This is a genomic window from Aneurinibacillus sp. UBA3580 (genome assembly GCF_002375825.1).
In the GTDB taxonomy this organism is placed as follows: Bacteria; Bacillota; Bacilli; order Aneurinibacillales; family Aneurinibacillaceae; genus Aneurinibacillus; species Aneurinibacillus danicus.
Genome location: NZ_DFMZ01000060.1, coordinates 44,832 through 60,698, shown reverse-complemented (window position 1 = coordinate 60,698; position 15,867 = coordinate 44,832). Strand labels below are relative to the sequence as shown.

Here is a 15,867-nt window from a genome sequence, read left to right as displayed (position 1 = left end):
TACTATGCTCCGTAAAACGGCAGTAGTGATTTGTAACTGGAATAAAAAAGACTATGTTTTAAAGTGTATTAATTCTGTTCTTACATCTACTATAAAAGACGTTGATGTTTATGTCGTAGACAATGCCTCTACTGATGGTTCAACAGTAGCTATCTATGAACAATATCGAAATAAAGTCTTTGTAATTGAGAATGAAATAAACAAAGGTGGGGCAGGTGGCTTTAATACTGGAATCGAAGCCGTGCTTGAAAAAGGCTATACCTATATTCATCTGCTCGACAATGATGCATTTCTTGATGCATATACTCTAGAGAATTCGATGGAATTTCTAGAACAAAATCCTGATGTTGGTGTAGTGGGTTCTAAAATTTACCTCATGGATGCTCCTGAGCAAATCCAGGAAATGGGCGCGCGTATTAATTATAATACGTTTAATATTGAACTTAATTACGGCGGAGCAATTGACGATGGTACAATTCCTGATGTCCTCGAGTGTGACTATGTTCCGGCCTGCTCCATGATGATACGCACGGAAGCGCTTCGTAAAGCGGGTACGATGGACGAGCAATACTTTATTTACTGGGACGATATTGACTTAGGCTATCGTATTAAACAGGCAGGTTACCGTATTGTAAGCTATGGGCAAGCAAAGGCATGGCATAAACGGGGAGCAGCTGCGAAAACGAATACGTTCTCAACTTACTATTTCTGGCGGAATCGAGTGCATTTCTTTGCTTCTTATCTAACCAATGAGGATTTAATGCGGTTTGCCGAACGGCTGCAGGATGAGATGTTCCAGGCGATTTATATGAGCAATTACACGGGAAGGTTTAATAACGCCTGCACTATTTTGTTCGCGGTAGAAGATGCTTTGGATGGTGTGCGCGGGAGAGCGAGGAACAAGCGTATTGTTGAGCGGGAGCAAGTGCCGGATCGTTTCATTGAATCTTTAAGAAAGTACAAACAAATTGAAGTGATTGCCGGAAGCAGTATGCGTACATTACGCTCCGTAATTGAAGGGATTTATCAGCATTGTACGGATGTAAAAGTAGCGCTTGTATCCCAGGAGTTATCAGTTGAGGAGCTATCTTTACAGTTCCCAGATGTACCGATTTATTCACGTGTTGGAGAATCAAACAGCGAATTCATTTGTCAAACATGCAATCACATTTCAGAAGTACGTAACGAAATCTGTGATGATATACATATGTACGTGGATCAGTTCTTTAATGTTATTGAATCGAAAAAAGATCGAGATTACATAAAGGCATATGACACGGCTTACGAATTGTTTCGAAATATTCACCTTCCTGTCCTAAAGCAGCGTCTTCGTGAATGGAAGGGGCGACATGGGAAATGAGTCAACCGCTTGTCAGCATTGTCATGCTTGCCTGGAACCGCAAAGACGACGTACGTGAGAGTCTGACCCGTATTCGCCAAATCGATTACAGCAATCTCGAAGTCATTGTCGTTGATAATGCCTCGACTGACGGCACACAAGAGATGGTGGAGGCGGAATTTCCAGAAGCAAAACTTCTCCGTATGTTCAAAAACATCGGCATTGAAGCATACAACATTGGCTTCGAAAACGCAAAAGGCGAATATCTGGTCATCATTGATGACGACTCATTCCCGGCACCATATGCAATTAGCCGTATGGTAGAGAAGTTCAAAGCCGATCCCCGGCTTGGCGTGCTTGCATTCGATGTGCGTAACTACTACAACTATAACGATATCAAAAACGAGTTAGAAAATGCCGACACTAATACAAGTACCGCCGCCGTTGCGAATGACTATCTGATGTCGTTTAACGGTGCAGGAGTTGGAGTGCGGCGTGAACTGTTTAAAAAAATCGGCTACTATCCGGAGGAATTCTTTCTATACAATAATGAATTAGATTGTGCATTTAAAATCTGGGATGCAGGGTACCGCATTGAATTTCATGCGGACCTTGTGTCGTACCACAAGTTTTCTCCTAAAAATAGAGCTTCCTGGCGTGCGCCTTACTTTTATACGCGTAACGCGTTCTGGTTAGCCTGGAAGCACTATCCGGTTGATATGGCGCTGAAAATTACCATGCGTCTTGTGTATGACTGCTTCTATTATTCGATGGAACAGAACACATTTGTCTATATTAAGGCGATGTGGGCGGCGTTTAAAGAGATTGGGAAGTTGCATGGCAAGCGTAAAGCCGTACAGCGGCATGTGGCGGAAAACTTGCGTGTGCCGTTTAATCTTTCATTTACATTTTTCCGGTAGAGCGTTAAGGAGTATAAGCGATGACACGAAAACGGGCGTTGATCACAGGAGTAACAGGTCAGGACGGCGCGTACCTGGCGGAGATGTTGCTGGAAAAGGGATATGAAGTACATGGAATCAAACGGCGTGCCTCCTTGTTTAATACGGCGCGTATTGACCATTTATATCAGGACCGGCACGAAGAAGATGTGAATTTTTTTCTGCATTACGGTGATATGACAGATTCGACTAACTTAATCCGCATTATTCAAGATGTGCAACCAGATGAAATTTACAATTTGGCGGCGCAGAGTCATGTGCAAGTGTCATTCGAGACGCCGGAATATACGGCGAATGCGGATGCGCTCGGTACGCTTCGTTTGTTGGAAGCGATTCGGATTTTGCGGTTAGAGAATAAAACAAAGTTTTATCAGGCATCGACAAGCGAACTATACGGTAAAGTGCAGGAAACGCCGCAATCGGAGACCACGCCGTTTTATCCGCGCAGTCCATATGCGGCTGCGAAGCTGTATGCGTACTGGATTACGGTGAATTACCGGGAAGCATACAATATGTTTGCCTGTAACGGAATCTTATTTAATCATGAATCACCGCTACGGGGTGAGACATTTGTTACACGGAAAATTACCCGGGCGGTGGCGCGCATTCATCTTGGATTGCAGGACAGGTTATACCTGGGGAATCTGGATGCAAAGCGTGACTGGGGCCATGCGAAAGATTATGTAGAAGCGATGTGGTTGATGCTGCAGCAGGAGAAGCCGGACGATTACGTCGTAGCAACCGGACAAACGCATCAGGTACGTGAGTTTGTAGAACTGGCTTTTGCGGAAGCGGGCATTGAAATCGAGTGGCAGGGGAGTGGTGTTGAGGAGAAAGGCGTGGATAAGAGAGACGGACGTATACTGGTAGAAGTTGATCCCCGCTATTTTCGTCCAACAGAAGTCGATTTACTGCTTGGTAATCCGGAGAAGGCGAAACAAAAGCTGGGCTGGGAGCCGAAAGTAACATTCGGGGAGCTTGTTCGTGTAATGGTGCAGGCGGATATTGAAGAAGCGCGCCGGGACATGCTCTGTCAGAATGAGGGATTCCGTGTGAACCGCTATTTTGAATAGTCTCGAACGAAACAGGACGTGATGGGATGGAGAAAAACGCAAAAATATATGTAGCTGGGCACCGTGGGCTGGTAGGATCGGCTCTCTGCCGAAAACTTGCGCATTCCGGGTATACGAATGTAATCTATCGTACCAGTCGGGAACTTGATTTACGCAGGCAGGCGGATGTAGAAGCTTTCTTTGCGGAAGAAAAGCCAGAGTATGTGTTCCTGGCAGCGGCGAAAGTAGGCGGGATTCATGCGAATCGTACGTATCCGGCTGACTTTATTTACAGTAATCTGGCGATGCAGACGAATGTGATTCACGCAGCGTATACGCACGGAGTTAAGAAGTTGATGTTTCTGGGAAGCTCCTGCATCTACCCGAAATTTGCCCCGCAGCCGATGCGGGAAGAACATCTTCTGACAGGCAAACTGGAGCCGACGAACGAACCGTATGCGATTGCGAAAATCGCCGGAATGAAGATGTGTCAGTACTACAATAAGCAGTACGGAACGGATTTTCTGGCGGTGATGCCGACGAATTTGTATGGTCCAAACGATAATTTCGATTTGGAGACGTCACACGTACTGCCTGCGCTTATTCGCAAGTTCCATGAAGCGAAGGAGCAAGGTACGCCTATGGTGGAGTTATGGGGAACAGGAAAACCGCGTCGCGAGTTCCTCCATGTGGATGATTTGGCGGATGCCTGCGTGTATGTGATGGAACGGTATACACATGAGGAAACAGGCGCTTTCGTAAACGTGGGAACAGGTAAGGACATCTCGATTCATGAATTGGCGCTGCTGATTCGCGACATCGTGGGCTATAAAGGAGAAATCGTGCTAAATCCAGATAAACCGGACGGAACGCCGCAGAAGTTGCTGGATGTGTCGCGGCTTTCGGCGCTTGGCTGGAACGCTTCGATTTCGCTACGGGACGGAATTGCCGCCACGTATGAATGGTACAAGGAGCAGACCATATGAAGACGTTGCTGATTATTCGTTCGGCCAGCATGCAGCAACTGGATAAAAATCTGGTTGAAATTGAAAAGAAATTTCCTGGTTATGAGATACATATGCTGACACACGAGCACAGCGTAAAACTGGTAGAGAAATACAAAAGTATTAAAAAGGTATACGTCTATCCATATAAGGAAGGGTTTCAGGCACGAAATAAAGTGGCCGAGCTGCAAGGAAAAGCATTCGATGGAATTCTTATCCCTGTTACAAATATTACGGGTGCCGGATTTTTTAACGTCCTGCGTTTTTCATTGACGTTAAGAGCGAAGCAGCGCTTCATTTGTAATCTGGTTTCGGATATTTGGGAGGTTAGCCCGGGGCGGATTCGGTGGATGGGGATAAAGAATATACTCATGTCCGCAGTATCTCTGTTGTGTGCCGGAGTCGTAGGGATTGCGGTCGTCCTGCTGCTTCCATGGAAACTGAAAAAATTAGAGAGGAAAGGGGAGTAGCGGAATGTTTTCCTATATTATTGTGGGCGCGGGGTTTGCGGGAGCGGTCCTGGCAGAACGAATCGCGCGTGAATTGGATGAGAAGGTACTTGTCATTGAAAAACGCAATCATATCGCAGGTAATGCGTATGATCGCTACAATGCTGATGGCTTGATGGTTCACCAGTACGGACCGCATATTTTCCATACCCGTATAAAAGAGGTGTGGGAATATTTATCGCAGTTTACGGAGTGGCGCTTATACCATCATCGTGTACTCGGCGTGATTGACGGGAAGAAGGTACCGATTCCATTTAACTTAAATACGCTTCATGAAGTATTTCCGTCGAGCCTGGCACAATCGCTGGAAGAAAAGCTAATTGGGCATTTCGGTTACAATGTGAAAGTGCCGATTCTGAAGCTTCGGGAAGCAGACGATGAACAGTTGAAGTTTTTGGCAGATTACATTTATGAAAAAGTGTTTTTGCATTATACGATGAAGCAATGGGGCGTGACGCCGGAGGAGATGGATCCGGCAGTGACAGGGCGCGTACCTGTGTATATTTCGCGTGATGATCGGTATTTCCAGGATGCGTATCAGGCGATGCCGCAAGAGGGATATACGCGAATGTTTGAGCAGATGCTTGATCACCCGAATATTAAGCTGATGCTGAATACGAATTTCAACGAAGTGTTGGAGATAAAAGAAGGGGCAATTTTTGCGTTTGACCAGGAATTTACAGGCAAGTTGATCTATACGGGGATGATTGATGAGTTGTTTGATTACAAGTATGGTGAACTTCCTTACCGTTCCTTGCGCTTTGAATTTTCTACTCTGCCGGAGAAAACGGTTCAGGAAGTGGGAACAGTCAACTACCCGAATGATTACACATTTACCCGTATTACCGAATTTAAGCATTTGACTGGTCAGATGCATCCGCATACAACCATTGTGAAGGAATATCCGCAGCCTTACAACCGCCATACAGAAGAGCAAAGCATTCCTTATTATCCGTATGTGCAGCCTGAGCCGCTGGCTTTGTACGAGAAATACAAAGCCGAGGCCAGGGAATATCCGCAGCTTTTACTGGTCGGAAGATTGGCGGAGTACCGTTATTACGATATGGACGCGGTGGTGGCTAAGGCGCTGAAAGTATTCCGTGACAAAATCGCGCAACACCGCGAATAAACAAACGTCTTACTTTACAAGCGATGAGTTCTGTTCATCGCTTTTTTTCATGACTACAATAATGAAGCGATTCTGCCGAAACTATAGTAAGAGAAAAAGAAAATGAGGGATTTTCTATGAAGCTTGTTTTATTGTCAGGCGGTTCCGGCAAGCGGCTTTGGCCGCTGTCTAACGATACACGTTCCAAGCAGTTTTTAAAAGTGTTGAAAAGCAAAAACGGAGATATGCAGTCCATGGTGCAGCGTGTATGGGGCCAACTGGAAGAGGTTGGGCTTGCTTCATCGGCGTTTGTCGCAACGGGTGCTTCTCAGGTGGATATGCTGCAAGCGCAGCTTGGCGGTGAAGTTCCGTTGATTGTCGAACCCGAGAGACGGGACACGTTTCCGGCGATTGCCCTGGCTGCTTCGTATTTGTTTTCTGTAGCGGGAGTGGACACGGAGGAGACGGTGGCTGTGCTTCCGGTTGATCCGTATGTAGATACGGCGTTTTTCGAGAAACTGCACGAACTAGACTCCGCTCTTTCCGCTTCTGGAGCAGAACTGGCGCTTATGGGTGTTGCCCCTACGTACCCTTCGGAGAAGTATGGCTATATTGTTCCTTCACCCAAACAATATAACGAGGGTGCCGGCTATCTCGAAGTTAGCCATTTTACTGAGAAGCCTGATGAAGAGCAAGCTAAAGACTTGATAGAACAGGGAGCGCTCTGGAATTGTGGAGTTTTTGCGTTTCGGCTTGGGCTTATGCTTGATTTGCTTATGGAAAATGGATGGCCTGTTTCCTATCAGGTTTTGCTTGAGAGTTACGGAGACCTTCCGAAAATTAGCTTTGACTATCAAGTGGTTGAGAAAGCGTCAAACGTTGTCGCTCTTCCATATGAAGGGGAATGGAAAGACCTTGGCACCTGGAATACCCTGACGGAAGAGATGGACATGGGTGTGATAGGAAAAGGCATTGTGTACGGAAAATCAAGCAATGCTCATCTTATCAATGAATTAGGGATTCCAGTTATAATTATGGGCCTCTCCGATATTGTTGTTGCCGCCAGCCCAGATGGTGTGTTAATCGCGGATAAAGCCGCCAGTCCTGCCATTAAGAATGTCGTGAAACAGGTGGAAGGGCAAAGGCCGATGTATGAAGAGCGTAGATGGGGGTGGTATCGGGTACTCGATTATCATAAGACAGACGATGGTCAGCAGGTGCTAACTAAACGAATCGGAATCGCAGCCGGAAGAAATTTGAGCTATCAAATTCACCGCGAACGGAACGAAGTATGGACAATTGTTCAGGGTGAAGGGATGTTCGCACTAAATGATCGGATTTATCCTGTAAAACCGGGTGATGTGCTGCAAATTCCGAAAGGAGCAAAACATGCGATTTATGCGGAGACCGATTTAGAATTCATTGAGGTGCAGATGGGCAGTGAGCTTATAGAAGAAGATATCACTCGTCTGTGTATGACGTGGGATGAAATTAAAGCAATCTGTGTACAGACTGGGGGATTAAAATCATGAGAGTGAGAAAAGCGATTATTCCGGCGGCAGGACTTGGCACGAGATTTCTTCCGGCAACGAAAGCGATGCCGAAAGAGATGCTTCCGATTGTCGACAAGCCGACTATTCAATACATTGTGGAAGAGGCAGTCGCTTCTGGAATTGAAGATATCATCATTGTAACGGGAAAAGGCAAACGGGCTATTGAAGACCATTTCGATAACTCATTCGAACTCGAGTTTAACTTAAAAGAGAAGGGTAAGTTCACTTTACTAGAGGAAGTTCAGAAATCTTCCAGGATGGTCGATATCCACTACATTCGCCAAAAAGAACCGAAAGGATTAGGACATGCGATCTGGTGTGCGCGCAAATTTATCGGAGATGAGCCGTTTGCGGTTCTGCTCGGCGACGATATTGTGCATGCGGAAAAGCCATGCCTGCAGCAAATGATTGAAATGTATAACCGGTATAAAGCTTCCATCATTGGAGTGCAGCCGGTACCGGAACAGGAAGTGTCCCGCTACGGAATTGTGGATGGGCAGATGCTTGGACACCGGTTGTATAACGTGAATTCTCTTGTAGAGAAGCCGAAAATGGAAGAAGCCCCCTCCAATCTTGCCATTCTTGGACGTTATATTTTAACCCCGAAAGTATTCGAATTGCTGGAGACTCAAAAGCCGGGAGCGGGTGGTGAAATTCAGCTTACGGATGCTTTAAGTCAATTGAACCGCCATGAAGTGATTTATGCGTATGAATTTGAAGGAAAACGTTATGATGTGGGCGAAAAGATGGGGTTCATCAAGACAACGATTGAATTTGCGTTGCAACATGAGGAGCTACGTGCTCAGGTACTTCAGTATTTAGAGAACGAGCAGTGGAAAGACGTGCTCAACCGGGTAAAGGAGGAAGTGGTAAATTGATTCTTGTTGTCGGAGGAGCCGGCTATATCGGCAGCCATGCGGTTAAAGAATTGTGCGATGCAGGATATGAAACGCTTGTATTAGACAATTTATCGACAGGACATAGAGCGGCGGTAGATGAGCGGGCAGTATTTATTAAAGGTGATTTGGGAAGCGAAAGCGATTTACATCGGTTATTTTCTCGTTATTCTGTGGAAGCGGTCATGCATTTTGCCGCTAACAGCCTGGTCGGTGAATCGGTGGCGGATCCGCTGAAATATTATGAGAATAACGTGTCAGCCACGCTTACCCTTCTCAAGACCATGTGTGCGTATGGTGTTTCTTCCTTTATCTTCTCCTCTACGGCAGCCGCTTACGGAATTCCTGATACGGACTATATTACGGAAGAGACTATGGTCCGCCCCATTAATCCTTATGGACGCTCTAAAGTAATGGTGGAGCAAATTCTTGAAGACTTCTCCCACGCTTATGGACTACAGTATATTGTATTGCGATACTTCAATGCGGCAGGGGCCGATCAGTCAGGTAACATCGGTGAGGATCATCGCAATGAGACACATCTGATTCCTTTGATTCTCCAGCATCTGCTGGGCAAGCGGCCATATATTTCGATATTCGGAACGGATTACCCTACACCGGATGGCACGTGTATTCGCGATTATATTCATGTGACAGACCTGGCAAAGGCCCACATTCTTGCGCTTGAAGAAGTGCTCAGGAACAAGGGTGAGCAGACCTGTGAAGTTTATAATCTTGGAAACGGCTGCGGATATTCTGTGCAGGAAGTAATCCGTATGTGTGAAAAGGTGACTGAACGGAAAGCGAACATAGAATATGCGGAACGGAGACCCGGTGATCCGGCGAGATTGGTGGCTTCGGCTGACAAAATTAAACACAAGCTTGGATGGAAGACAGAGTATGACTTAGAAAAAATTATCCATACAGCCTGGAAATGGCACCTTCATCATCCAGACGGATATATCTCTTTCGAAGCGATGAGATAATTTCATCGCTTTTTGTGCAGCTTCGACTGAAAAATGCCGAAATTAGTAGTATGAATGAGGAGAGAGGAGCAACACTATGCGAATTGGCATCCTGACCGGAAACGATAAATTGGAATACAGTTCCATCGACCATTTCATCGAAAAAATAGAAGAAAGTTTCCAGCGGCTTGGTTGTGAAATAAAAAGATACGGAATTGTAGAAGACAACAACTAGCTGAACGAGCGGGTTGCGGAGCATCCTGATTTTACGATTTCGTTCGGAACGTTTTTTGCCAATATTATTGGCATGTAGGACTTGAATATACCTGTGCTGCAGGTAGTGCGTCAATATCTGCAAACGCGGGGGTTTCAACTCGATGAGAATGGTGTTCGCTTTGTGTTTATGGCTGTGAATGCGTACATAAGAAGCTATAAACGCAAAAAAATCATAGAAGCGATAGAAGAGGAGCATATTCATTTTTTTGGCTGGCTCACAGATCAAGAATTGTTGAATAAGTCAAATCTAATTCATCATGGGGTAGTTTCTTATTAGGAGACGCTTGACGTATTTAGAAAGGCAAAAATTGCTCTTAACGTCTCTCCGAATTATTATAATGGAAGTCATGACTGGTTCGTGCTGGGATGCGCATCTGGTGCGCTTGGATTGACGGATCGCAATCTGTATCTGCTGCTGCAGGAATATAATTTGATTGGGATGGAAGCATGAGAAAAGATATTCAAGGTTATATCTTTGACCTGGATGATACGTTATATTGTGAGCATGAGTATGTACGATCCGGTTTTCGGGCTGTAGCTCACTGGTTATCGGAGTTTCATGATGTAAAAGCATATGAGGCGATCTATCGGTCCATGATCGATGAATGGGAGCGAAACGGAAGAGGGCGCATCTTCGATGAAGTGTGCCGGCGTTTTAATATAGAGGCGGAAATCGCAAAAGCAGTAGAGGCGTACCGTCAGCATGAGCCTGTGCTTGCATTGTATGAAGACGCAGAACGGCTTCTGTCTCTTCTGGAGAGAGAAGAGAAAAAAGTAGGCATTATTACGGACGGGGCACGTGAGGTACAGTGGCGGAAAATCCGTGCGCTTGGTCTGGATAAGCGTGTGTCATGCATTATAGTGAGTGATGATTTAGGACGGGAATGCTGGAAACCGAGCGAGATTCCGTACCGGAAAGCTGTAGAATGTCTTGGGCTTTCTTACGAGAAATGCGTGTATATAGGGGATAACCCACATAAAGATTTTTGTACGGCACGTAAGCTGGGCATGCATACCATTCGGATTATCAGACCCATTGGGGACCATATGCAGACTATATTGGAAGATTGGCAGGAAGCTGATCGTATCATTTATTCACTGGACGAATTGGCAGAGGAGATGAACTCGCGTGTATAAACATCTATCTCAAGACCGATATCAAGAAAAAAATGGGTACTCAGTTTGTTCCATTCGAGAGCAAGATATGCTTTTAATTAAAGAGTGGCGAAATGCACAGATGGACGTGCTGCGGCAGAATCGGTTGTTGACCGATAAGGATCAGATGCGGTATTACCGTAGTGTAGTACAGCCTTCTTTTACGCAGGACGAGCCGAAAATTATGCTGTTTAGCTTTTTTAACAGTGAAGAATTCATTGGGTACGGTGGTTTGACGAACATCGACTGGATATCCGGGCGGGCAGAAATTTCTTTTTTGTTGAATCCGGTGCGAACAATATACGAAGATGCATATGAAGCTGATTTCCTGGCTTTTCTGTCTCTCATGCGGGTCGTTGCGTTTAAAGAATTAGGATTTAATCGGTTGTTTACGGAAACGTTTGACATACGTCCCTACCATATCTCCATCCTGGAGAAGTTCGGCTTCCGACTGGAGGGACGAATGAAACAGCATGTATATATTCATGGACAGTTTGTAGATTCCTTATTACACGGTTACCTGAAGGAGTATTGGAATGATGAAGAATAAACGCATATTTGTCAGCGGCGGCGCAGGTGTAATCGGTTCTGTGCTGGTAGAGACACTGCACCGGATGGGTGCTCGTATTCTGGTGGGGGATTTAAAGTCCCGCCCGGCGCATTGGCCGCAGGATATCCAGTACAGACAGGGAGATTTGAATTATATTACCAAAGAAGAGCTGGCAGAGTTTGCGCCGGAGTATTTCTTCCATCTGGCGGCCACGTTTGAGCGATCCATCGAAACCTATGATTTCTGGGAAGAGAATTACCGTCATAACGTGCAACTCAGCAACCATTTAATGACGTGCCTGAAAGATTGCCCGTCAATGAAAAAGGTTGTATTTGCCTCCAGTTATCTTATTTATAATCCGAAACTGTATACCTTCGAGAAACCTGCGAAGACGGCGGTTCGTTTAAAGGAAGAAGACGCGATTAAGCCGCGCAACATTTGCGGGGCAGCCAAGTTGATGCATGAGATGGAACTGCGTTTCCTTGAAGAATTCCACGGGCAGTATACGACGTTTCGTACCGTGTACGCTCGTATCTTTCGCGTATACGGAAAGAACTCACGCGATGTTATTTCCCGCTGGGTGCGGGCACTGCTACAAGGGGAAAAACTGACTGTATATAAGAAAGAAGGGATGTTTGACTACATTTATGCCGGTGATGTAGCTGAAGGATTAATCCGCTTGGGGACGAGTGAAGCGACGGGCGTAGTTAATCTTGGAAACGATCGGGCGCGCCGTGTCTCTGAAGTGTTGGACGTGCTACGTAAGCATTTTCCGGATATGGAAGTGGAAGAGAAAGAAAGCGATATCCTGTATGAAGCTTCGCAAGCGAATATGGAACGTTTTTTTGCGTGGACAGGCTGGAAGCCGGAACGCCAGATTGAAGATGTGATTCCGGAACTGATTGAGTTTGAGAAAGAGCGACGACAGGGAGAGTTCCATCAGCAGGAGACGGTACGAAACAATGTGCTTGTCACCAGTATCTCTCGCAAAGTTCCGTTACTTCGTGCCGTTGCTTCAGCATTACGCAAGGTAGGCGGAGGAGCGAAGTTATACGGTGGGGATATTGATGGTCGCTGCATCGGACAGCATTTCGTGGATGAGTTCTGGTTGATGCCTCGTCTGACCGAATTGTCTGCTGAGCAATTGATTGCATACTGCAAGGAGCACAATATCGGGTTGATTATTCCGACACGGGATGGGGAGCTTCCATATTTTGCGGATAAGAAAGAACGGTTGGCGGCTGAAGGAATTTGGGTGATGGTTTCTGATAAAGAAAGTATTGAGATTTGTCTTGATAAGCAAACATTCTTTCAAGAATTAGACAGGAGAGGATATCCTGTAATTCAGACGGCACTAGATGTGTTAAGGATTTCAACTGAAAGGTATGTAGTGAAAGAAAGATATGGTGCAGGCTCACACAGTATCGGTTTGAATCTGACACGAAACGAGGCTATTTCCCATGCAGGTATGCTGCAGGAACCCATTTATCAGCCCTATGTTCAAGGCGATGAAATGAGCGTAGATTTATATATAGATGCGGACAAGCAGGTAAAAGGCGTTGTTGCCCGCAGGCGAGAGCTAGTAGTAAACGGAGAATCCCAGGTAACAACAACCGTTTCATATCCGGAATTGGAACGTCTGTGTGCCAATATTGCCGAAGAGTTGGGCTTATATGGGCATGTAATCTTCCAGGTTATTGTGGCACCGGATGGATCCTTCCATATCGTAGAGTGCAACCCGCGATTCGGGGGAGCTTCTACGTTGAGTCTTGCTGCCGGACTGGATAGCTTCTATTGGACGTATTTAGAAGCCATGGGTACCGATATTTCTTCGTATCCATTTATTCGCAGTGTTGAAGAGAAAACGATGATTCGTTATCCGCAGGACGTTATGCTTTAGAATTTTTCCAAAGAAGAGGCGAGTATTATGAAGACCATCCTGATTATTCAGGCTCGTATGGGTTCGTCCCGCTTGCCGGGTAAAGTATTGAAACCGCTGGGGAATACGGTGGAACTTGATTATGTTGTATCTCGATGCCGCCGGTTTCCTGAAGTTGCGGAAGTCATTGTAGCTACCTCCGTATTATCGCAGGATGATGAAATTGCAGATTGGTGTAAACAAAACAGTGTGGTATGCTACCGAGGCTCCGAAGATGATGTGCTTGACCGCTATTATTCCTGCGCCAAGCTGTACCATCCGGATTATGTGATTCGTGTTACGGCAGATTGTCCGTTTATTGATTATGAGCTTGCCGGACAGATGGTTGCTGCTATGCGGGAGCATCCGTGTGATATCGTCCGACTTGAGGGAGAATTGCCGCGCGGATTGGCCAGTGAGATCATATCTTTTTCCGCGTTAGAGCATATGTATACGCATGGGAAAGAAAGCCGGCACCGCGAACATGTAACCTATTATGCGTATGAATTCCCGGAGAAGTTCACCTCCACTGCAATCACTGTGCCAGATTCGCTGCGCCATCCGCAGTTGCGTATTACGCTGGATACGGAGGAAGATTACGCTTTGCTTACAGCCATTGCTAATCAGTTTACCGGAGATAAATATGTCTCTGCGCGAAAAGTCGTTGATTATTTGCTCGCGCATCCCGAAATAGCTGCGTTGAATGCCCATATCGAACAAAAGCCTGTTATATAGTTGCATCATTTACTATGAATTCTGGGTGATAAAAAGATGACTGATACGATTATGATCGGAGAAAGAAAAATAGGGCCCGATTCACCACCGTTTATTATTGCCGAGATGTCGGGAAACCATAATCAATCGTTAGAGCGGGCGCTTGCGATCGTAGAAGCCGCCGCCAGGGCAGGTGCGCATGCGTTGAAGCTGCAAACATATACGGCTGATACCATGACACTCGACATTACGGAAGGCGACTTCTATATTGAAGACCCGAACAGCTTGTGGCAGGGGAATTCCCTTTATGCGTTATATCAGGAAGCATATACACCTTGGGAATGGCACAAACCGATTTTCGACCGCTGCCGTGAACTGGGTCTGCTGGCTTTTAGTACACCGTTTGACGAGACGGCGGTTGACTTTCTCGAATCGCTTGATGTTCCGGCGTATAAAATCGCTTCCTTCGAAAATACTGACCTGCCTTTGATTCGCAAAGTAGCTGCAACTGGCAAGCCGGTTATCATCTCTACAGGTATGGCAACCATTGCTGAGTTAGATGAAACGGTTCGTGCTGCTAGAGAAGCAGGATGCCAGAATCTTATTCTGCTGAAGTGCACTAGTACATATCCCGCCACACCGGAAAACACCAACCTTCGTACATTGCCGCACCTTCAGCAACTGTTCGGCTGTCAGGTTGGTTTGTCCGACCATACTATGGGGACTGGTGTATCCGTGGCAAGTGTGGCTTTAGGAGCAACAGTGATCGAGAAACATTTCACACTTTCTAGAGCGGATGGGGGCGTCGATGCGGCTTTTTCTATGGAACCGGATGAGTTGAGAGCTTTGGTAGTAGAGACAGAACGAGCCTGGCAGGCGCTTGGCAGAATTAGCTACGGGCCAACAGAAACAGAGAAACCATCGCTAAAACACCGCCGTTCTCTGTATATTGTCAAAGACTTAAAAGCAGGGGATGTGCTGACAAAAGAAAATGTCCGCGCCATTCGTCCAGGAGCAGGTCTGGCTCCCAAACATTACGAGACGCTGTTGGGGAAAACCGTAAAGTGTGATGTGAAGCGCGGAACTCCGCTGACATGGGAGCTGTTATAAGAAAGATTGATGATAGAAAAGAGATGGCCTCAAATGACAACCAATGTATTGAATGAAGTAAGTAAGCAGGCTGAAACAAGAGCGATGGATGAGTTGTTTGACCGATTGTTTCCGCTCTGCCGTAGTATTACGGGACCGGGACTTCGGCAGACGCTGGATATTCTAAACGAGTATATGCCGCTACAGCGGTTTAGTACGCCAAGCGGAACCCGAATTTTCGACTGGGAGGTTCCGAAAGAATGGCGCATTCGTGAGGCGTGGCTGAAAGGGCCGGACGGAGAGAAAATTATTGATTTCTCCGACAGTAATCTGCATGTGATTAACTACAGCGGGCCTATAAACGCCAGGCTTTCGCTGGAAGAATTGCGCCCGCATCTTCACACCATTCCGCATCTTCCGGAGGCCACCCCATATGTAATCTCTTACTATAAACGACGCTGGGGTTTTTGCTTACCGTACCGTATCTATGAGAATCTTCCGGAAGAAGGAGAGTATCACGCCTATATCGATTCAGAATTCGTGAACGGTGAACTGACTACCGCCCATGCGATTTTGCCAGGTAAAACGGATAAAGAAATTTTGATTAGCTCGTATGTTTGCCATCCTTCCCTTGCCAATAATGAGTTGAGCGGCCCGATTACGGCGGCGTTTCTGTATCGTAGATTGGCGCGATGGAAGAAACGCCGTTTTACGTACCGGTTCGTGTTTGCTCCGGAAACGATAGGCAGCATCGCGTATTTGCACCGTTTCGGGGAAGAG

At 46.2% G+C, this 15,867-nt stretch carries 16 protein-coding genes; all 16 read left to right on the top strand.

The features are described 5' to 3' along the window. Positions 1-4: 4 nt before the first annotated feature. Positions 5-1,360: a glycosyltransferase family 2 protein gene (locus B2899_RS09725; protein WP_286885389.1), complete on the top strand. Its 1,356-nt coding sequence runs from the start codon at positions 5-7 to the stop codon at positions 1,358-1,360. Next, the gene (locus B2899_RS09720) at positions 1,357-2,259 is read left to right on the top strand and encodes a glycosyltransferase family 2 protein (protein ID WP_286885387.1); all 903 of its coding nucleotides are present in this window, start codon (positions 1,357-1,359) and stop codon (positions 2,257-2,259) included. Before B2899_RS09725 ends, B2899_RS09720 begins: the two co-directional genes overlap by 4 nt. Before the next feature lie 20 nt (positions 2,260-2,279). Next, positions 2,280-3,371, top strand: coding sequence for a GDP-mannose 4,6-dehydratase (gene gmd / locus B2899_RS09715; protein ID WP_286885385.1), 1,092 nt, complete (start codon positions 2,280-2,282; stop codon positions 3,369-3,371). A gap of 26 nt (positions 3,372-3,397) precedes the next feature. After that, positions 3,398-4,336, top strand: a complete 939-nt coding sequence (gene fcl / locus B2899_RS09710; protein WP_286885383.1) for a GDP-L-fucose synthase — start codon at positions 3,398-3,400, stop codon at positions 4,334-4,336. Further along, complete coding sequence (locus tag B2899_RS09705; protein WP_286885380.1) at positions 4,333-4,824, top strand: hypothetical protein; 492 nt, start codon at positions 4,333-4,335, stop codon at positions 4,822-4,824. The genes fcl and B2899_RS09705 overlap by 4 nt, the downstream gene beginning before the upstream one ends. A gap of 4 nt (positions 4,825-4,828) precedes the next feature. Beyond that, positions 4,829-5,992 carry a UDP-galactopyranose mutase gene (glf, locus tag B2899_RS09700; RefSeq protein ID WP_286885378.1) on the top strand — a complete coding sequence of 388 codons (1,164 nt, stop codon included), beginning with the start codon at positions 4,829-4,831 and terminating at the stop codon, positions 5,990-5,992. Between the two features lie 116 nt (positions 5,993-6,108). After that, complete coding sequence (locus B2899_RS09695) at positions 6,109-7,503, top strand: sugar phosphate nucleotidyltransferase (RefSeq protein ID WP_286885376.1); 1,395 nt, start codon at positions 6,109-6,111, stop codon at positions 7,501-7,503. Then, positions 7,500-8,402, top strand: coding sequence for a UTP--glucose-1-phosphate uridylyltransferase GalU (gene galU, locus B2899_RS09690; RefSeq protein ID WP_286885373.1), 903 nt, complete (start codon positions 7,500-7,502; stop codon positions 8,400-8,402). The genes B2899_RS09695 and galU overlap by 4 nt, the downstream gene beginning before the upstream one ends. After that, positions 8,399-9,406, top strand: coding sequence for a UDP-glucose 4-epimerase GalE (galE, locus tag B2899_RS09685; RefSeq protein WP_286885372.1), 1,008 nt, complete (start codon positions 8,399-8,401; stop codon positions 9,404-9,406). Before galU ends, galE begins: the two co-directional genes overlap by 4 nt. A 76-nt stretch (positions 9,407-9,482) precedes the next feature. Further along, entirely contained in the window at positions 9,483-9,620 is a 138-nt protein-coding gene (locus tag B2899_RS09680; protein WP_286885370.1) for a hypothetical protein, read from the top strand. A 488-nt stretch (positions 9,621-10,108) separates the two neighbouring features. Then, entirely contained in the window at positions 10,109-10,798 is a 690-nt protein-coding gene (locus B2899_RS09675) for an HAD family hydrolase (protein WP_286885369.1), read from the top strand. Beyond that, entirely contained in the window at positions 10,791-11,366 is a 576-nt protein-coding gene (locus tag B2899_RS09670; protein ID WP_286885368.1) for a GNAT family N-acetyltransferase, read from the top strand. The genes B2899_RS09675 and B2899_RS09670 overlap by 8 nt, the downstream gene beginning before the upstream one ends. After that, positions 11,353-13,266: an NAD-dependent epimerase/dehydratase family protein gene (locus B2899_RS09665; protein ID WP_286885367.1), complete on the top strand. Its 1,914-nt coding sequence runs from the start codon at positions 11,353-11,355 to the stop codon at positions 13,264-13,266. The genes B2899_RS09670 and B2899_RS09665 overlap by 14 nt, the downstream gene beginning before the upstream one ends. Before the next feature lie 27 nt (positions 13,267-13,293). Next, complete coding sequence (locus B2899_RS09660) at positions 13,294-14,019, top strand: glycosyltransferase family protein (RefSeq protein ID WP_286885365.1); 726 nt, start codon at positions 13,294-13,296, stop codon at positions 14,017-14,019. Positions 14,020-14,055: 36 nt separating this feature from the next. Then, the gene (gene pseI, locus B2899_RS09655; RefSeq protein WP_286885363.1) at positions 14,056-15,108 is read left to right on the top strand and encodes a pseudaminic acid synthase; all 1,053 of its coding nucleotides are present in this window, start codon (positions 14,056-14,058) and stop codon (positions 15,106-15,108) included. Between the two features lie 33 nt (positions 15,109-15,141). Beyond that, positions 15,142-15,867 (top strand): DUF4910 domain-containing protein (locus tag B2899_RS09650; RefSeq protein ID WP_286885361.1); only part of this gene is annotated, 726 nt, incomplete at its 3' end.